We start from the raw sequence: 18,322 nt of genomic DNA on the forward strand, positions 1-18,322 counted from the left end.
CAGTTCCGGTATGCCCTCGCTTGACGACGTACGAGCGCGCTGGCGCGACCTGACATCGTTCGAGTCGACACGCGTCGGAATCGTCGTCGCCGTTCTCACGGGTGCGCTCACGTTCCTGCTCTCGTTCGGCGCACTCTCCATCGTCGAACGCGCCGTTCCCTACTCGTCCCTCATCGGTGTTGCCACGACGCTATCCGTCTTCGTGTGCTGTTACGCGGTCGTCTGCTACGGCACGACTCGCGTCCTCGAAAACGCGTACGCCCGCTAGCTCTCGTCCTCGGGCCACTCCGTGTCGCCGAAGAACTCGACACCCATCTTCTGCGCGGAGCGCGAAATCATGTGCGCGCCGGTCGGCGTGGTGAGGAAGAGGAAGACGATGCCGACGAGCGACGTGAGCCCCTCACCCGACGGTCCGAAGTAGACGAACCCGGCGAGGAAGATGGACGCCGCGCCGAGCGTGGTCGCCTTCGAGGTGGCGTGCATGCGGTTGTACACGTCGGGGAGCCGGAGGAGGCCGAGCGTGCCGATGGTGAGGAACGCGCTCCCGACGACGAGCAGCGCGGTGACGATGACGGCGGTGAGCGTGTTCATTGGATGATGTCCCCCTCGATGACGTACTTCGCGACGGTGACGGTGCTGACGAACCCGACGATAGCCAGAACGAGTCCGATGAGGACGAACAGGCCGCGGCCGGTCGCGAGCGCGAACAGGACGCCGATGGCGACGACGTTCGTGCCGATGGTGTCCAGCGCGACCACGCGGTCCGGGACCGTCGGCCCCTGAATCACGCGATAACTGCAGGCGAGCGTGAGGAGCGCGGCGACGACGAGCGCCGCGTGCACCGCGTAGTCGAGGAACGCGGGAACGGCGGCCTCACTCGCCATCGGACTCACCCCCGTTCTCCTCGGCTCGGGCGGACACGGGGTCGCCGGGTTTCAGTTCCTCGTCGAAGATGACGAGCGCGTAGTCCTCCCACGTTCGGATGGGGTCGATGACCTCTTCGTCCGTCGTGGCGGCCATTGCGTGCACGTAGAGCGCGTTCTGGTCGTCGTCGTAGTCCATGGTGAGCGTGCCGGGTGTGAGCGTGATGCTGTTCGCGATGGTCGTGATGGCGATGTCGCGTTCGACCCGCAGCGGCACCGTCACGACGCGCGGTTCGATGGGGAGGCGGGGGTCGACGACGCGGCGCGCCACGTCGACGTTCGCGGTGAGGAGCTCCCAGAGGAACACCGCGATGTATAGGACGGAGTACGGGATGGTGCGCGCGAGACGCACGAGGTCGACGCGACCGGTGAAGAACTCGCGGAACACGTACGCGGTCGGGAGGCCGAGCGCGAGTCCGATGACTGCCTCCTGCGCGAGGTTCCGGAGCGTGAACCGGACGCCGCGGACGAACAGCCAGAGGACGGCGAGCGCGACGCCAGTTGCTTGCCAGCGTTTCATCGGGAGTTTCACGCCGCACCACCCCCGCGTTCGAGGACGGCGTTGATGTACGCGCTGCGGTCGATTGCGGCGTCAGCGCCCGCGCGAGCGAACTCCAGAATCGGGCTGAAGCCGACGCCCGCGGCGACGACGCCGAGCGCGAGGACGACGACGCACGCGACCTGCACGGAGTCGGCGTCCCAGCCCTCGACCGCGGCCGAGGGTTCACCCCAGAACCCGCGGTTCCACGCGCTGGAGACGTAGGCGACGGTGAGTATCGCGCCGACGAGCGCCGCCGCGAGGCCGACGACCACGTCGGCCCGGGCGAGCGCGTCGAACACGAGGAACTTCCCGAAGAATCCGACCAATGGTGGGATGCCGACGAGGCCGAGGCCGCCGAGGAGGAACGCGCCGGCGACGACCGGTGACGTTCGGGCGAGGCCGCCGAGTTCGTCGAGTCGAATGGTACCGGTGGCGTCCTCGACGACGCCGGCGAGGAGGAAGAGCAGGCCCTTCGCGAGGCCGTGCGTGAGCGAGTAGACGAGCGCGGCAGTGATGCCGACGGCGGCGAATTCGGGGCGGAGCGCGGCCGCGGCGAGCGCGACGAGGATGAAGCCGACCTGGCCGATGCTCGAATACGCGAGCAGGCGGTCGAGGTCGCGCTGGCCGACGGCCGCCAGCCCGCCGAACAGCATGCTCAGCACGGCCATCGCGAGCAGGACGATGCCGAAGAACCCGAGAACGGTGTCGCCGGGCACGGCGAGGTCGGTGAGCGGCGCGGCGGCGAACACGGTGAAGTAGAGGCGGATGACCGCGTAGACGCCGACCTTCTTCACGACGCCCGCGAGCACGGCGGAGACGGGTGCGGGTGCGGCGGCGTACGCGTCCGGCACCCACCAGTGGAACGGAACCGCGCCGGCTTTCACCATGAACACCGCGAACAGGAGGGCGGTGAGGCCGAGCACGGGCGTGACGTGGACGCCGTACTGCTGGGCGTTCGCGAGGCGGTGCGCCATGTCCGCCATGTTGAGCGTGCCCGTCGCGGCGTACAGGCCGCCGATGGCGAGCAGCATGACGGCGCTCCCAACGAGGTTGAGGACGACGTACCGCAGGGTCGCCGTCGTCTGCTCCGGCCCCGCGTAGAAGACGACGAGGACGTAACTGGAGAGCAACATCACCTCGAACCACACGAAGAGGTTGAAGATGTCGCCGGTGAGGAAGGAGCCGGTGACGCCGACCACCATCAGGTGGAAGAGCGGGTGGAAGGACACCTTCTGGCCGAACGCGGAGACGTGCCGGGTCGCGTACACGAGCGCGGGGAGCGTGACGACGGCCGAGATAGCGAGCATGAACGCGGACAGCGAGTCCGCGACGAGCACGATGCCGTACGGCGCGACCCAGTCACCGAGGTGGTAGACGGCGGGGTCGCCCGCGGGATAGACGGCGGTGATGAGCCACGCGACTGCGGCGACGTACCCGACGGCGCCGAGCACGCTGAGCGCGCGCTGAGCGCGGCCGAATCGGCGGGTGAGGAGCGTGACGATTGCTGTGCAGAGAGCGACGAGTAACGGCGCGATGACGAACTGATTCATAGTTCCTCCAGGTCGATGGTGCCGTGTTCTTCGTAGACGCGGTACGTCAGGACGAGCGCGAACGCGGTCGTCCCGAATCCGATGACGATGGCGGTGAGGACGAGCGCCTGCACGAGCGGGTCGGTCGTCCCGGAGAACGGCGGGCCGTGGTGGCTGAGGACGGGCACCGACCCGGCGATGTCGCCCATCGTGATGAGGTAGGCGTTTGCGGCCTGACTGATGATGGTGACACCCCAGACGACGCGCACCACGTCCCGGCGGAGGACGAGGTAGGTTCCGAACGCAAACAGTGCGCCGAGCACGACGGCGAGCGTTGTTTCTGTCATTCTTGTCCCACCACCGAGAGTATCGTGAGGAGGCTGCCGACGACGACGCAGTAGACGCCGAAGTCGAACACCACCGCGGACGCGAGTTCGATGTGGTCGTAGAGCGGGAACGACCCGTACGTGTAACCGTACGACATGAACGGCATGCCGAGCGCGATGAACACGAGACCGCTCGCGGCGGCGACGGCGAGGCCGACCGCGAACAGTCGGCGGTAGTCGGAGACCAGTCCGTGCTGGATGTGTTCGACGCTCCCGCCGATGGACCGCCGGAAGACGGTTTCCTCGAGGAAGTCGAGCCCGTACGCGATGTAGACGAGCGCGAGGCCGGTGGCGGTGAGGACGCCAGCAATGAACCCGCCGCCGGGGAGGTTGTGGCCCTGGAGGAACAGCGCGAACGACGTGATGAACACGATGGGGACGGCGAGTCGAGTGACCGTCCGGAGAATTATCGTGCTCATTCCGCTTCACCTCCGCGTTCCCGCATCGCGATGAGCGTCACGACGGAGAGCGCGGCGATTGCGACGACGCCGATTTCGCCGAGCGTGTCGAACGCGCGCAGGTCGACGAGGATGACGTTCACGACGTTCGTCCCGCCGCCCTCCTTCACCGCGAGTTCGACGATGCGTTCGGTGTCGATGCCGGAAACGGGGTTCAGGCTCGTGGCGGGGTCGCTGCCCGCGGTAGCGAACAGGACGGTCACGGTGACCGTCGCGCCGACGAGGAGTGAGAGGCCGGCGTCCCGGAGCTTCCGGGAGAGCCGGGTTTCGCCGTAGTAGGACGGCAGGCGGTCGAGCACGAGCAGGAAGATGACGAGCACGAGCGTCTCGACGACGAGCTGGGTGAGCGCGAGGTCGGGCGCGCTCGCCAGGATGTAGAAGATGGCGAGCATGAATCCGAGGATGGAGAGCGTGAGCACACCCGTCGTGTGCGAGGGCGCGACCGTCACCGCGGCCGCGGCGACGACGGCGGTGAGGAGGACGAGCAAGAGTGGAATCGAGAGCGAGTACGTGAGCGGCGGGAGGGTCGCGCCGACGGCCGCGTACCCGGCGAGCGCGAGGGACGCCGTGGCGGCGAGCGTCCACGCGGCGTACGTCCGAAGCCGGCCCGTCTGGACGACGCGCGCGGTGCCGCGGGAGACGCCGCCGAGACCGCCGACGGCCGTGTCGTACCACCAGTCGGCGCGAATCGGCGGGACGGCGCGGAAGAGCGTGTGGAGCGCACGATGGATGCGGCCGTAGGCCGGGTAGGCAGCGAGACCGAGCGCGATGGTCGTGGCGCTCATCGCGAGCGCAGGGCTGACGTAGGTCGGGACGTAGTAGGCGAACTCGTGGCCGCCGTGCCCGCCCGCGGCCGTGCTCTCGACGATGCGGGCGACGAACTCCGTGATGGGCGCGAAGCCGACGTGGAAGGACGCGAGCAGTCCGTTGAGTCCGATGGCGCCCGCGACGAAAGCGAGCAGGACGGGCGGTGCGAGCATCGTGAGCGGCGGGCGGTGGACGTGCCCGAGCGCGCTCGGTTTCTTCCCGAAGAACAGCATGAGGAAGCGAACCGAGTAGAGGAACGTGAACACGCTCCCGAGCACGGCGACCGCGGGGACGACCCACGCGAGGCCGCCCGCGTGCGCGGCAAATTCGTACGTGGTCTCGAAGAGGAACTCCTTCGAGTAGAATCCGTTGAACGGCGGGACGCCCGCCATCCCGAGCGCCGCGACGACCGTGACGGCGGCCGTTATCGGGAGGTCGCGTCTGAGGCCGCCGAGTTCGCTGAGCTTCCTAGTTCCGGCCTCGTGCGCGACGATGCCGGCGACGAGGAACAGCGGCGCTTTGAACATCGCGTGGTTCAGGATGTGGAACGCGCCCGTCTCCGCGCCCAGCACGGAGGCGAACCCGAATCCGGCGACGATGAGGCCGAGGTGGCTGGCGGTGGAGTACGCGAGCAGTTGCTTGATGTCGGTCGCGGCGATGGCGAGTACGGCGGCGACGGTCATCGTGACGAGTCCGAGCGTCGCGAACAGCAGCGTCCACTCGTCGGTGACGAGGACGGGGCGGAGGCGGCCGACGAGGTAGACGCCGGCTTTCACCATCGTCGCGGAGTGGAGGAACGCCGACACCGGCGTCGGTGCTTCCATCGCGTCCGGCAGCCAGATGTGGAGCGGGACCTGCGCGGACTTCGCGGCCGCACCGATACCGACGAGAACGACGACGGGGAGGAGAACGCCCTGCGAGCGCAGCGCCTCCCGGACGAGTTCGGGTTGGTCGAGCATCGTCGCGATGCTGAACGTCCCGGTGGCGTTCGCGAGCAGAACGAACCCGACGAGCATGAAGAGGCCGCCGCCGACGGTGACGAACATTGACTTCCGGGCGGCGTACAGCGCCGAGTCCTGACTGGAGTAGTGACCGATGAGGACGAACGACGCGATGCTGGTGAGCTCCCAGAACACGAAGAGCGCGACGAGGTCCGCGGCGAGCGCGACGCCGAGCATCGACCCCATGAACGCGAGCAGGGTCGCGTAGTACTTCGCGAGGCCGGGTTCGCCGTGCATGTAGCCCGCGGAGTACGTGAACACGAGCACGCCCACGCCGGACGCGAGGAACGCGACGAGCAGCGAGAGCCCGTCCACGTAGAGGCTGAGCGAAACGTCGAGTGCGGGAATCCACTGCACGGCGACGACACCCTCCGTTCCGTACTGGGACGCGGCGAGCCCGAAACAGGCGAGCGCCACGACCGCCGCGAAGTACGCCGTGCGTTCGCCCAAGAGCCGATGGACGAGCGGCGTAACCGCGGCGGCGACGAACGGCAGTGCGAGGAGCGCGAGCACTACCGGTAGGTCGGGGGTTGGTTGCACGGCAGAACGATGGGGCACTCGTAACTTAATCGTTCGCTCTTGGCGATTCGTCAGTTTTTACTCCAGGGGCACGTAGCGTCAACATGGATAGGCTCAAGCGGTCTCTCCTCGACGCGCCGATTATCGAGAAAGACGGCTACCAGTACTTCGTGCACCCGATCAGCGACGGCGTCCCCGTCCTCGAACCCGGACTCCTTCGCGAAATCGTGATCAAGATCATTCGCAAGGCCGAAATCGAGGGTGTGGACAAAATCGTCACGCCCGCGGCGATGGGTATCCACATCTCCACCGCAGTCAGCCTGATGACGGACATCCCGCTGGTCGTCATTCGCAAGCGCTCCTACGGCCTCGAGGACGAGGTCTCGCTCACTCAGCAGACGGGATACTCGGAGTCCGAGATGTACATCAACGACGTACACGAGGGCGACCGCGTGCTCGTGCTCGACGACGTGCTCAGCACGGGCGGGACGCTGCGCGCCATCACCGACGCGCTCGACCACATCGGCGCGGACGTCAGTGACGTGGTCGCGGTCATCAAGAAGGAAGGGCCGAACGAACTCGACGAGTCCGACATCAACGTGAAGACGCTCATCAACGTCGACGTGGTCGACGGCGAAGTCGTCATTACGGACGCGGACGGCGACTACTGACGGGGCGAACACGCGGCCGGTAACGTACTTTCGTGATGGTTTAGGATTTTAGCCAACTTCTTTCAGCGTCTTAGGAATCGTAGCGAACCACGCTCGTCTCGAACACACCCGCTGGTATCGAAGGATATTTATGCACATGTTTGTTTTTCCATAGCATGCCATCCGGCAACAAGAGACGGAAGCAACAGAGCGACGAAGACGGCGGTGAGGGTGGTCTCGACCGTCGTCGCGTCATGCAGTACATGGCCGCGACCGGTGTGGCCGCGAGCCTCGCGGGCTGTAACAGCGGCGGGGGCGACACGACGACCTCGGGTACCACGACCTCGGGTACCACGGTGTCGCAGGACGAGATCCCGTCCGGCGGGACGTTCATCTACGGGACTACCGGAAACACGAACGGTCTGAACGTCTTCCGCGTCGGTGACGGTGAGACCTCCGCGCGAGCAGAGATGGTCATGGACCTGGGGTACGTCCGCGAGAGCCCCGCATACTCGGACTTCCTCCCGCTTTGGTTCGAAGACATGACCGTCGAGCAGCCGGTCAACCAGATCGACATCAAACTCCGCGAGAACCTCCAGTTCGGCGAAGGGCACGGAGAACTCACCGCGGACGACTACCTCTGGTGTATCGACAACATCTGGACGGCCGACTGGGCGAACTTCACGTACGCCTCCGAGTTCACCGTCGGTAGCAACGAAGAACCGATCCAGTTCGAGAAAGTGGACAAGTACACGATTCGGGAGACCATCCCGAACTCGCGGCCGTTCTTCCCGTACAACGAGCCGCTCTCGTACATGTTCCCGATTCCGAAGGCGATCGCGCAGTCCTACGTCGAGGACCAGAACGCGGAGGGGCTCGCGCAGGACAACGCCATCATGCGCGCAACCTTCAACGGAAACCTCGGGCCGTGGGACCTCAAGCGGTGGTCCCAGCAGTCCGTCATGGAGTTCGAACGCGGGGAGGACTACTACCTCCGTGAGGCGGCCGCGAACGACGACCGCGTCCCCGAAATCTTCACCGAAGCGCCGTACTTCGACGAGTACCACTTCCAGTACTTCGACAAGGCCCAGACCGCACGGCAGGCGCTACAGGCCGGCGAGATCGACGCGACGTTCATCCCGTCCACGCAGGTCGGGTCGTACGAGGGGAACGACTCCGACAACCTCCAGCTCTACCAGAACCCGTACCGGTCCTGGTCGGGCTACCTCGGCATCAACCACCGCGCGAACGGCTGGAGTCAGCTCCGGAACAAGAAAGTCCGGCACGCGATGGCGCACATCTACAACAACGACTTCGTCGTCGAGAACATCTCCGAGGGTCGCGCTGCGACCCAGAACACGCTCCACCCGTCCTGGGGTCCGTACGCGCCCGACGACCCCGTGACGTTCGACGGGTCGATCGACAAGGCGAAGGAGCTCCTCAAGGAGGGGACGTCGAGCGACTACGGCTACAGCGGCGACACGTTCGTCGGCCCGGACGGCAACCAGGTCGAACTTACGGTCGTCTACCAGTCCGGCGAAACGGACGACCTGCGCGCCGCCTACCTCAAGCAGCGGCTGAGCCAGGTCGGTATCGCGCTCAACCAGGAAACCACCTCCTGGACGAGCCTCCTCAGCAACTACTTCGCGCCGGGGCAGAAGGCGTCCGGATTCTCCGGTACCATCGGGTACGGCGAGGACAACACCTCCGGCGGTCCCTACAACCCCGGTCCGTGGGACGAGGTCGTCTCCGGGAACTCTTGGGACTTCATGCTGACGCTCGGGTTCGGGTACGGTCCGCTCACGCCCGCGGGTACCATCGCGAGCCTGTTCAGCGAGAAGGGTAACTTCAACGCGTACGGGTACACGCCGGACGAGAACCTCGCCGCGATGCGCGACGAGGCACAGACCGCGGAGAGCCGTGAAGCCGCACAGAGCACGATTCAGGAGATGCTGCTCTACCTCTCCGAAGAGCGTCCGGTCATCTTCGAGTACAACCCGTACAACTACTACGCGTACCGCAACCAGGTGCAGAACATCGGCGAGAGCCCGCCGGACAGTTACTGGAAGATGCTCCAGGATCGTTCATCCACGCGGATGTTCTTCTCGAACGGTTCGAGCGGCCGCTAGAACCTCCACCACCCTATCGACACCTCGTATTTATGAAATGGTATATAGCAAAGCGCGTTCTGTGGACGTTCGTCGCGGTATGGATCGCGCTCACGTTCACGTTCGCGCTCGTCACTGCGTCCCCGAACCAGGGCGAGATGCAGGCGATGATGAGCTGCGCCACATCCGGTGACGACCCCGCTGAGTGTAGAGAGCAGTACCGTGAACGGCAAGGCCTCGACACGCCCGTCACGGAGCGGTACGTGAACTACATGGTGAACATGGCGACCCTGAACTGGGGGTGGTCCGACTCACGGTCACAGGCGGTGATTCCAGCGATACTTGACGCATGGAAGTTCACCGCGCAGTACGCCATACCGGTCCTCATACTATCGACCCTGATAGGCTACGGTATCGGCCTGTACTCGGCGTACAAACCGTACACGGTCACTGACTACGCCGGGTCGTTCGTGGCGTTCTTCGGCATCAGCATCCCGAACTTCTGGTTCGCCATCGTCCTGATAATGTTATTCGGGGTGAATATAAACGCCCTTCCGGTGTACTACCAGAGCGGCATACCACTGGAGTACGGGTGGATATCGGTGAAGAACTTCCTCCAACTCGTACTCCCCATCACGGTGCTGCTCACGGCGTCGCTCGCGTGGCAGATGCGGTACTCGCGAGCGCAGGCGCTTGAGCAGATGAACCAAGAGTTCGTCAAGGTCGCGAAAGCGAAGGGCGCGAGCCAGTACCGCCTCATGATTCACCACGTCCTCCGGATGGCGGCGGTGCCGCTCTCGACGAGTTTCGTCGGGAGCCTCCTCGCGATCTTCTGGTCGGGCTCCGTGATCATCGAACAGATATTCGCGATTCCCGGACTCGGGTACATGACGTACACCGCAATCGTCGAGCAGGACACGGCGCTCATCCTGGCGACCACCCTGCTCACGGTGTTCCTCGCGATCCTCGGGAACCTCCTCGAGGACATCGCGTACGTCGTGCTTGACCCGCGAATCGACTACGGTAACAGATAACTATGTCATCAGATTACAACGACATCTCGTTCGAGGACATCGAGTGGGACTCCCAAGATGTCTCGACGTTCGCCCTCACTCGAGCCGGACTCGTGGAGCTGCTGTCGTACCTCACAATCGCCGCGCTCTTCGTGTACGACCACTACGTCATTGAGAACGCACATCCGCTCATCTTCGGCTGGGACGTTCTCAGTGTCGAGTGGATGTTCCTCGTGACGATCGTGGCGATGTTCTTCCACGGGTTCTACCCGCTCTACAAGAACACACGGATGCGGCAGTTCTACTGGAAGCGGTTCAAGAAGAACAAGATGGCCGTCATCGCGCTCGCCTGGCTCGGCTTCATCTTCGTCGTCGGCATCCTCGGGCCGGTCTTCGTCGACCCGCCACAGATCCGGTTCGACAACCGAATCCTCCCGCCCGCCGGCGTCACCGCAACCATCAACGGCGTCGAAAAGACGGGAACGATGCAGTACCCGTTCGGGACGTCCGCTGAGGGACGCGGCGTCCTCGCGCTCGTCGTGTACGGGATGCGCGTCAGCATGGAAGTCGGTTTCATCGCGACCGTGTTCACGGTCCTCATCGGCTCCCTCGTCGGCGCGGTCGCCGCGCTCGCGACCGCGATGGACATCGGCTGGATGGACGAAGTCCTCATGCGGTACACGGACATCCAGTCCGTCTTCCCGACGTTCATGCTCCTGCTCCTGCTGACGTACCTCTTCGGCAGTAAGCTCTGGATGATCATACTCCTCTTCGGGTTCTTCAGCTGGGAGGGCGTCGCCCGGACGGTGCGTGGCGAGGCGCTCCAGCGCTCCGCGGAGGAGTACATCATGGCCGCACAGGCGTCCGGCGCGAACATGCTGTACGTCGTCCGCCAACACTTGATTCCGAACTCCGCGAACAGCATCATCATCAGCGCGACCGTCGCCGTCCCCGGGTTCATTCTCGGCGAGGCGTCGCTCGCGTTCCTCGGGTTCAGCGACCCGAACACGTTCTCGTGGGGTCGGACCATCGCGGCCGGTCAGGCGAACATCGAGCAGGCCTGGTGGATATCCACGATTCCGGGTATCTTCCTGTTCCTCACCGTGCTCGCGTTCTACTACGTCGGTGAGGCGATGCGTGACGCGATGGACCCGCGTCAGGAGGTCGGCGGAGGTGGCGGCCTATGAGTGAGCCGCTCCTCTCGGTCGAAGACCTGAAGACGCACTTCCACACCGAGGACGGCACCGCGTACGCCGTCGACGGCGTCTCGTTCGACGTCGAACCGGGCGAGACCGTCGCCATCGTCGGCGAGTCCGGCAGCGGGAAGACGGTGACGAGCGAGTCAATCACGAAGATCCTGGACATGCCGCCCGGCGAAATCGTGCAGGGGTCCGTCACGTTCGACGGGATGGACCTCACGTCGATGACCGACAAGGAACTCCAGGAAATCCGCGGAAACCGCATCAGTCACATCTTCCAGAACCCGCAGAACGGACTGAACCCCGTGTACAAGGTCGGCCGACAGATCGGGGAGACGCTCCGCATCCACCGCGACGACCTCTCGAAGAAGGAGGTGCGGCGGCGCGTCATCGAACTGCTCGACGAGACCGGGATTCCGGAAGCGAGCGCGCGCGTCGACGACTACCCGCACGAGTTCTCGGGCGGGATGAAACAGCGCGTGCTCATCGCGATGGCGCTCGCCTGCGACCCCGACCTCCTCATCGCGGACGAGCCGACGACCGCGCTCGACGTGACGATTCAGGCGCAAATCCTCCGCCTCCTCGAGGACATCCAGGAGGAGATGGGGATGAGCATCATCTTCGTCACGCACGACCTCGGCGTCGTCTCCGAGATCGCGGACCGCGTCGTGGTGATGTACTCCGGGAAGGTCATGGAGACCGGAACGGTCGAGGACGTGTTCCAGAACCCCTCGCATCCGTACACGAACGCGCTCATCGAGTGCCTCCCGGGCCGCGGCCGGTCGATGAACCGCATCCCGGGATCGCTTCCCAGCGTCACGAACCCACCGGACGGCTGTCGGTTCCACCCCCGGTGTGAGTTCGCGACCGAGGACTGTCGGACGGGCGACCAGCCGCCCCTACACACTATCGAGGGGTCGCACGACGCCTCGTGTGTCTACTACGGGCCGGGGTACGACGCGTCCGACCTCTCGTTCGACAACGCGCAGAGCGCGAACCAGCAGGACGTAACCACCGACGGAGGTGAACGATGAGCCAGCAGCTATCCAGATCCACGGACCGCGGCGAACCGCTCCTCGAAGTCCGGAACCTCAAGAAGCACTACCCGATAACGCAGGGGTTGTTGAACACGGAGGTCGGCCGCGTGCGCGCGGTCGACGGCATCTCGTTCGACATCGCGCCCGGCGAAACCGTCGGGCTCGTCGGCGAATCCGGCTGTGGGAAGTCCACGGCGGCGGAGAGCATCCTCCGCCTGGAGGACCCGACAGAGGGGAGCGTGAACTTCGACGGCGAGGACATCACGACGTACGACGACACCGAACTGAAGCGGTTCCGCCGCGAGGCGCAGATGATCTTCCAGAACCCGGATTCGAGCTTCGACCCCCGGATGACGATGGGGGAATCCATCTCGGAGCCGCTCCGGATTCACAACGTCGGGCCGCGCCAGCGCCGTCTCGAAATCGCGCGAAACCTCCTGGAGCGCGTCGGCCTGAACGCCGACGACGCCGACCGGTACCCGCACGAACTCTCGGGCGGCCAGAAGCAGCGAGTCGCGCTCGCCCGCGCGCTCGTCGTGAATCCTCGGCTCATCGTCGCCGACGAGCCGGTGAGCGCGCTCGACGTGTCCGTGCAGGCGGAAGTTCTCTCGCTGCTGCAGGATATCCAGGACGAGTTCGACCTCTCCATCCTCTTCATCAGTCACGACATGAGCGTCGTGCGCGAAGTCTGCGACCGCGTCGCGGTGATGTACCTCGGGAAGATTGTGGAGATCGGTTCGACGGAAGACCTCTTCGAGAACCCCCAGCATCCGTACACGCGCGCGCTCCTCCGGTCCATTCCGACCGTCGACCTTGACTCGCGCGGTATCGACGCGGGGCTCCACGGAGAGGTGCCGAACCCCTCCGACCCGCCGTCCGGCTGTAACTTCCACTCGCGGTGTCCGGAAGTCATTCAGCCCGAGGGCTACGAGTTCGAACAGGAGAACTGGCGTGGCGTGATGAATCTCCGCGTCGCGATGGACGAACACGGCGTCGACGTCGACGGACTGCGCGAGTTCGTCGGCGTCGACGACGACGAGTCCGCGACCGAGTCCGAGCGCGAGCGCATGAAGGACGAACTGCGCCGCGAGCACGACATCCCGAAGCAACTCACGAGTAGCGCGGCCGAATCCGTGCTCGACGAGGCGCTCGACGACATCGTGCAACGGAACCTCGACGCCGCTCGCTCGCTGCTCTCCGAGGAGTTCGAGACGGTGTGTGAGACCGCCGAGCCCGAACTTCTGGACACGGAAACCGGCCATCCGGCGGCCTGTTACCTCCACTCGGACGACGTGTCGCAGACGGTCGAACCGGCCGACGACTAACCGGCACTCGCCACCGCCGCCACACGTCTTTTCCTCGCGCCGTTTGTTCCTCTATGTATGTCTCGCGCGTTGTTTGTTGTGAGTGAGGAAGGCTACTGGGGCGAAGAGTGCGCGGAACCACTGACGACGCTCGATAGCGAGGGGTTCGATATCACGGTCGCGACGCCGTCCGGGTCGCCGCCCGTGCTGGACGAGCGCTCCGCCGACCCCGACGAGGTCGGCAAGGAGACGGCGACGTTCGTGCGCGACGTGCACGAGAACGACGACCGATTGAACGACCCCGAACCGCTCGCGGCGGTCGACGCCGAGGGGTACGACGCGGTCGTGTTCCCGGGCGGCCACGGCACCGCGTGGGACGTGAATCAGGACCGGGACGCCCGCCGCCTCCTCCGGAACGCGGTCGCGGGCGACGACGGAAAGGCGCTCGTCGTCTGTCACGCGGTCGGCATCCTCGCGTTCACCCGCGACGACGACGGCGGGTTCCTCGTCGACGGTCGCGCGGTCACCGGCTTCCCGAACGCTTGGGAGGAGGGTATCGTCGACGACCACGGCCGGATGCCCGACGGCCGGAAACTCCCCTACTGGGTCGAGGAGGAAGTCGAAGCAGCGGGCGGCGACTGGGACGCCGAACTCGACGCCGACACCTCCGTGACCGTCGACGGCGACCTCGTCACTGCCCGTGGCCCCGAGTCATCCGCGGCCGCCGCTGACGCCCTGCTCGACGAACTCGACTGAGGGTGTAACTCCCACACGGCGACCGAATCACAACCCTTATTCGTCGGACTCGACTACAAACTGGTAGCGGGATGGGATAGCCAGGAGATTCCGCCGGGCTCATAACCCGGAGATCGGTAGTTCAAATCTACCTCCCGCTATTCTCCGAACGAATTTTCGTCGTGTTGTCTATTTCGTGGTCGCGTAGTTTTCGGGTTGTTGTCGGACTCCTCAATGGCTATGGGCGTCGTGTGCGTAGTCGGGAGTATGTTGGTTCGCGTGCTCGCGCTGGCGGTAGGCGTGCTTGAGTTGGTGGTTCCGCGGCAGTTCGTGGATTTCTGGATGGAACTGGCGGCGAAGGACGGGCGGACGGTCGAGCTGGAGTCGTGGGTGTACGTCGCGGCGCGGCTCGAAGGCGTGGTGTTGGTGGCGTGGGCGCTCGCGGGGCTTCGCAAGCGGCGTACGTAGGCCGGTGGGGAATATCCCAAAGCGTATGCCGTCGGCCGCGGGTGTTCGTGGTGATGGAGTACGCGGTCGTGCTTGTGTGGTGGGTGTTGCTGGTGGCGCTGCTCGGCTTGGGCGTGCCGGTGGCGTCGCGGTTGCTGCCGGACGCGCGCGACGGCGGGGCGTTCGTCGCGCTCCCGCTCGTTGTCGTGTGCGTGACGGTGCCCGTTCTCTGGCTCGGACGCGTCTCGTTCGGTCTGCCGATGGTTCTCGGCGTGCTCGTCGTGTTCGCGGGCGTGTCGCTGTGGCTCGCGCGGAACGGCCTCGACGTCGAGCGGCGCGCGCTCGCGGCGACGCTGGGCGTCTTCTCGGTCGCGTTCCTGTTCCTGATAGCGGTTCGCGCGGCGGACCCCGGCGTGTACGCGGGCGGCGGCGAGAAGTTCCTCGACTACGGTCTCCTGCGGTCGCTCCTCCGCGGTGACGCGCTGCCGCCCGAGGACTTCTGGTTCGCGGGCGAGCACGTCGTCTACTACTACGGCGGCCACCTCGTCGCCGCGATATTCACGACGCTCGCCGGAACCGACCCCCGGTTCGCGTACGGGCCAGCGCTCGCGTCGTTCTACGCGATGGCCGTCACCGCGGTCTTCGGGTTCGGACGCGAACTCGCGCGCCATCGTGGCTACCGACCGCTCGCGGGCGGCGTGCTCGCCGCGCTCCTGTTCGGCCTCGCGAGTAACCTCCGCCCGCCGGTCCGTGTCGTCGTCACGCTCCTCCCGGACGGCGTTGGTCACTGGCTCGCCGACCTCGTCGGCGTCCCGTACTCGAAGGCGGTCATCGACCCGGGGACGTTCTCGTACTGGCCGGCGAGCCGCGTCATTCCGGGCACTATCAACGAGTTCCCGCTGTTCGCGTACCTGAACGGCGACCTGCACGCGCACATGATGAGCGTCACGGTGCTCGTCGCCGCGCTCGCCGTGCTCTACGCGTACTGGCGCGCCGAGCGCGCGTGGCGTCGCCGCCTCCTCGTCTACGGCGCGTTCCCGCCCGTCCTCGGATTGCTCCTCGCGACGAACACCTGGAGCTTCCCGACAGGTGTTGGGCTGGCGTGGCTGGCGCTCGCGCTCGCTCCCGAACCGCCGTGGACGCTCCTCCCCGCACGCGTCCGCCCGTCGCTCGCCGGCGTTCGCGCGGAGATAGTGCGTCCGATTGTCGCTCTGTTGCTCGTGCTTCCCGCCGTCCCGCTCGCGCTCGCGTGGACGTGGCCGTTCGTCACCAGCGTGCTCCTCGCCGGCGCGAGCAAACAGACCCTCGCCGTCCTTCCCGAACGCAGCCCGCTCGGGCCGTTCGTGCTCGTGCACGGCGCGTTCCTCGCCACCTTCGCCGCGTACCTCGCGCGGAAGACCGCCCGCGACCGCGACGGACGCGTGCTCGCCGCTGCGGTCATCGCCGCGCTCCTCGCGTTCGCGGCGTTCGGCTGGCTGTTCGACCTCGTCGGATTGGCGCTCGCCGGTCCGCTCGTCGCCGTCGGCTGGTACGTCCTCCGCCGGCGCGACGCGGGCTACGAGACGATGCTCGTCGTCGCGGGCGCGGGGCTCGTCGTGCTCGTGGAGTTCGCGTACCTGAACGACGCCGCCGGCGCGGGCCGATTCAACACCGTGTTCAAGACGTACGCGCAGGTCTGGGTGCTCTGGGCTATCGCGGGCGGCGTCGCGCTCGCCGGCTTCCTCCCACATGCCCGCGACCGACTCGACAGCCTCCGCGCCGACCGCGCGACCGCGCTTCGCGTCGCGCTCGTCGTCCTTCTCGTCTGTTCGCTCTGCGTGCCGTACGCGTCGCTCTCGCTCTCCCGGCACTTCGCGGACATGGGCGACCCGTCCCTCGACGCGTTCGAGACCGCCGAGGACTACCATCCGCACGAGGCCGCCGCTATCGAGTGGATGGACGAGAACATCGACGGCCAGCCCACCATCGTCTCACGGCCGAGCAGCGACATCTACCAGTGGGCGAACCCCGCGTCCAGCCTCACCGGCATCCCGACAGTCGCCGGCTGGGTACACGCACGGAACTACCACGATTCGGCCGTCTACGACCGCCGCGCCCGCGACGTGAACTTCCTCTACACGCTCGACAGCGCGGAGTCCCGCGCGGTGCTCCTCGACTACTACGACGTCCAGTACATCTACTACGGGCCGCTCGAACGCGACGCCTACGGCTCAGTATCGTTCGCGTCCGAACCCGGAATCCGCGTCGCCTACGAGAATGAGGGCGTGACGGTGTACGCGGTGAACCAGTCCGCGCTCGCCGCTTAGGTTCGCGCGCTCTTCGGGTCGACGACGGTCACGTCGTCCGCGTCCACGCGCTCCACGTCGAGCCACTGCGGGACGAAGTTCCGCTTCTCGAAGTCCTCGCGCTCGTCCTCGGTGCCCATCGTGCACCAGAGCTGGACGCGCTTCGGCCCGTGCCAGTCGCCGTTCCGCGAGATGCCGAAGAGGACCTGTTCCTCGCCGTCGTGTTCGATGACGGCGTCCTTCCCAACACCGGGGTCCCCGTCGATGATGAGCCGCTTCATGGAGTGAGGTTCCGCGGGCGGCCGATTAAACGCTTCGCACTCCTCCGCGGGCGTACCGCCGGGCGAGTGCGAGCAACACGACGCCGAGCACGCCCGCGGGGAGCGTGACGGTGAGCACGACCAGCCACCACGGCACGACGACGCCGGGCGTGACGCCGGTGTCGGGATAGGACGTAACGAGCACCCACGCGAAGAGCGCGACGAGGGCGGCGGCGAATCCTATACCTTCGAGTCGCTTCCTGCTGGACACGATGCTCGGGGTACCGAGGAGGGCGGCCGAGAGGCCGAGGACACCGGCGAGCAGGAGACCGAACCCGGGTCCGTAGAGGACCGTTCCGCCCGCGGCGGTGCGGAGCGTCGTCGGACCGTAGGTCGCGGCTACAGCGAGTTCACCGCGAACCTCGGCGAGCGCCGTGCCGTCCGGAGCGAACGTGACGAGACCGGGCGAGACGCCGGCGGACCCCGCGCCGGTGGATTCGTTCCACCGGATGACGCTCGCACGGACGGCCATCTGGGTCGGTGCGTCAGTCACCTGGTAGCCGGCGGGTGCGCGAATCGTCACGTCCGCGCCGTCCGGCCGGTAGTCGTTCCCGTAGCCCGCGAACGGCGCGAACAGCACGCCGCCGCCGGGCCCGGTGTGGACGGCGCCGTCGAGGCGGTACGTCACGACGAGCGTATCGTCGTTGAGGTGGGAGCGTCGGTCCGTCGTCGCGTGGCCGAACCGGTGGTCGAACGCGTCGGCGACGACGAGGCGGCGGAGCGTGTCGTTCCCGCGGAACGCATCGACTGTCTCGGGGTTCGCGAGGGTGGCGCGTTCCGTCCACGCGCTCGTGCGGTTCGCGGCGACATCGACGGTCACGGAGACGCGTTCGACGCTCGATGCGGGGTAGTCGTAGCGCTCGCCCGCGAACGCGGGGAACCCGTCCGCGTCTTCGGGCGGCGGACGGGCCGCGGCGGGCGCGGCGACACCCGCGAACACGACCAGGAGGATACACGCGAGGAGGGCGCGTCGAGACACGGGCGTGCGTACGTCTCGCACGCCATTGGTGTTTCGGTGGGTCGGGGACTAGCCGGGGTCGAACCGTGCGGATTTTAAGGC

19 protein-coding genes and 1 tRNA gene are annotated in these 18,322 nt (G+C 66.3%); 11 read left to right on the forward strand and 9 right to left on the reverse strand.

Annotated elements, in window-relative coordinates; translation table 11 throughout:
* The first annotated feature begins 10 nt into the window (after positions 1 to 10).
* Positions 11 to 268, forward strand: a complete 258-nt coding sequence (locus tag ACOZ4O_RS12560) for a hypothetical protein (protein WP_424525739.1) — start codon at positions 11 to 13, stop codon at positions 266 to 268.
* Here ACOZ4O_RS12560 and mnhG read toward each other — a convergent pair.
* From mnhG to mbhE, 7 genes are read right to left on the reverse strand one after another with little or no spacing between them, the layout of a single operon-like run.
* On the reverse strand, positions 265 to 591 hold the full coding sequence (gene mnhG, locus ACOZ4O_RS12565) for a monovalent cation/H(+) antiporter subunit G (protein ID WP_424525741.1): 327 nt from the start codon (positions 589 to 591) through the stop codon (positions 265 to 267). The genes ACOZ4O_RS12560 and mnhG overlap by 4 nt on opposite strands.
* Positions 588 to 884 carry a monovalent cation/H+ antiporter complex subunit F gene (locus ACOZ4O_RS12570; protein ID WP_330989573.1) on the reverse strand — a complete coding sequence of 99 codons (297 nt, stop codon included), beginning with the start codon at positions 882 to 884 and terminating at the stop codon, positions 588 to 590. Before ACOZ4O_RS12570 ends, mnhG begins: the two co-directional genes overlap by 4 nt.
* Positions 874 to 1,443 carry a Na+/H+ antiporter subunit E gene (locus tag ACOZ4O_RS12575; protein WP_424525743.1) on the reverse strand — a complete coding sequence of 190 codons (570 nt, stop codon included), beginning with the start codon at positions 1,441 to 1,443 and terminating at the stop codon, positions 874 to 876. The genes ACOZ4O_RS12570 and ACOZ4O_RS12575 overlap by 11 nt, the downstream gene beginning before the upstream one ends.
* Before the next feature lie 8 nt (positions 1,444 to 1,451).
* On the reverse strand, positions 1,452 to 3,014 hold the full coding sequence (locus tag ACOZ4O_RS12580) for a complex I subunit 5 family protein (RefSeq protein WP_424525745.1): 1,563 nt from the start codon (positions 3,012 to 3,014) through the stop codon (positions 1,452 to 1,454).
* The gene (locus ACOZ4O_RS12585; protein ID WP_424525747.1) at positions 3,011 to 3,340 is read right to left on the reverse strand and encodes a sodium:proton antiporter; all 330 of its coding nucleotides are present in this window, start codon (positions 3,338 to 3,340) and stop codon (positions 3,011 to 3,013) included. Before ACOZ4O_RS12585 ends, ACOZ4O_RS12580 begins: the two co-directional genes overlap by 4 nt.
* Positions 3,337 to 3,798: an MnhB domain-containing protein gene (locus ACOZ4O_RS12590; protein ID WP_424525749.1), complete on the reverse strand. Its 462-nt coding sequence runs from the start codon at positions 3,796 to 3,798 to the stop codon at positions 3,337 to 3,339. Before ACOZ4O_RS12590 ends, ACOZ4O_RS12585 begins: the two co-directional genes overlap by 4 nt.
* Complete coding sequence (gene mbhE / locus ACOZ4O_RS12595) at positions 3,795 to 6,185, reverse strand: hydrogen gas-evolving membrane-bound hydrogenase subunit E (protein ID WP_424525751.1); 2,391 nt, start codon at positions 6,183 to 6,185, stop codon at positions 3,795 to 3,797. Before mbhE ends, ACOZ4O_RS12590 begins: the two co-directional genes overlap by 4 nt.
* Before the next feature lie 83 nt (positions 6,186 to 6,268).
* Here mbhE and hpt point away from each other — a divergent pair, with 83 nt between their 5' ends.
* The 10 genes from hpt (at position 6,269) to ACOZ4O_RS12645 (ending at position 16,963) form a co-directional block, all read left to right on the forward strand.
* Positions 6,269 to 6,835, forward strand: coding sequence for a hypoxanthine/guanine phosphoribosyltransferase (hpt, locus tag ACOZ4O_RS12600; RefSeq protein ID WP_424525753.1), 567 nt, complete (start codon positions 6,269 to 6,271; stop codon positions 6,833 to 6,835).
* 155 nt (positions 6,836 to 6,990) lie between these two features.
* A complete protein-coding gene (locus ACOZ4O_RS12605; protein WP_424525756.1) occupies positions 6,991 to 8,943 on the forward strand; it encodes an ABC transporter substrate-binding protein in 1,953 nt (650 codons plus the stop codon).
* A 32-nt stretch (positions 8,944 to 8,975) separates the two neighbouring features.
* Entirely contained in the window at positions 8,976 to 9,956 is a 981-nt protein-coding gene (locus ACOZ4O_RS12610) for an ABC transporter permease (RefSeq protein ID WP_424525758.1), read from the forward strand.
* Between the two features lie 2 nt (positions 9,957 to 9,958).
* The gene (locus ACOZ4O_RS12615; protein ID WP_424525760.1) at positions 9,959 to 11,122 is read left to right on the forward strand and encodes an ABC transporter permease; all 1,164 of its coding nucleotides are present in this window, start codon (positions 9,959 to 9,961) and stop codon (positions 11,120 to 11,122) included.
* Positions 11,119 to 12,168: an ABC transporter ATP-binding protein gene (locus ACOZ4O_RS12620; protein WP_424525762.1), complete on the forward strand. Its 1,050-nt coding sequence runs from the start codon at positions 11,119 to 11,121 to the stop codon at positions 12,166 to 12,168. The genes ACOZ4O_RS12615 and ACOZ4O_RS12620 overlap by 4 nt, the downstream gene beginning before the upstream one ends.
* Complete coding sequence (locus ACOZ4O_RS12625) at positions 12,165 to 13,496, forward strand: ABC transporter ATP-binding protein (RefSeq protein ID WP_424525764.1); 1,332 nt, start codon at positions 12,165 to 12,167, stop codon at positions 13,494 to 13,496. Before ACOZ4O_RS12620 ends, ACOZ4O_RS12625 begins: the two co-directional genes overlap by 4 nt.
* A gap of 57 nt (positions 13,497 to 13,553) precedes the next feature.
* Positions 13,554 to 14,231: a DJ-1/PfpI family protein gene (locus tag ACOZ4O_RS12630; RefSeq protein ID WP_424525766.1), complete on the forward strand. Its 678-nt coding sequence runs from the start codon at positions 13,554 to 13,556 to the stop codon at positions 14,229 to 14,231.
* A 65-nt stretch (positions 14,232 to 14,296) separates the two neighbouring features.
* Positions 14,297 to 14,371: transfer RNA gene (locus ACOZ4O_RS12635), tRNA-Met, on the forward strand.
* 106 nt (positions 14,372 to 14,477) lie between these two features.
* On the forward strand, positions 14,478 to 14,678 hold the full coding sequence (locus ACOZ4O_RS12640; protein WP_424525768.1) for a hypothetical protein: 201 nt from the start codon (positions 14,478 to 14,480) through the stop codon (positions 14,676 to 14,678).
* Positions 14,679 to 14,731: 53 nt separating this feature from the next.
* Positions 14,732 to 16,963 (forward strand): DUF2298 domain-containing protein, encoded by a 2,232-nt coding sequence (locus ACOZ4O_RS12645; protein WP_424525770.1) that lies wholly within the window; start codon positions 14,732 to 14,734, stop codon positions 16,961 to 16,963.
* Here the strand turns inward: ACOZ4O_RS12645 and ACOZ4O_RS12650 are convergent.
* On the reverse strand, positions 16,960 to 17,223 hold the full coding sequence (locus ACOZ4O_RS12650; RefSeq protein WP_424525772.1) for an HAH_0734 family protein: 264 nt from the start codon (positions 17,221 to 17,223) through the stop codon (positions 16,960 to 16,962). The two genes, ACOZ4O_RS12645 and ACOZ4O_RS12650, sit on opposite strands and share 4 nt — an antisense overlap.
* A gap of 25 nt (positions 17,224 to 17,248) precedes the next feature.
* The gene (locus ACOZ4O_RS12655; protein ID WP_424525774.1) at positions 17,249 to 18,241 is read right to left on the reverse strand and encodes a hypothetical protein; all 993 of its coding nucleotides are present in this window, start codon (positions 18,239 to 18,241) and stop codon (positions 17,249 to 17,251) included.
* Positions 18,242 to 18,322: the final 81 nt, after the last annotated feature.

The sequence above is a fragment of the Salarchaeum japonicum genome (assembly GCF_049705945.1).
GTDB lineage: Archaea > Halobacteriota > Halobacteria > Halobacteriales > Halobacteriaceae > Salarchaeum > Salarchaeum japonicum_A.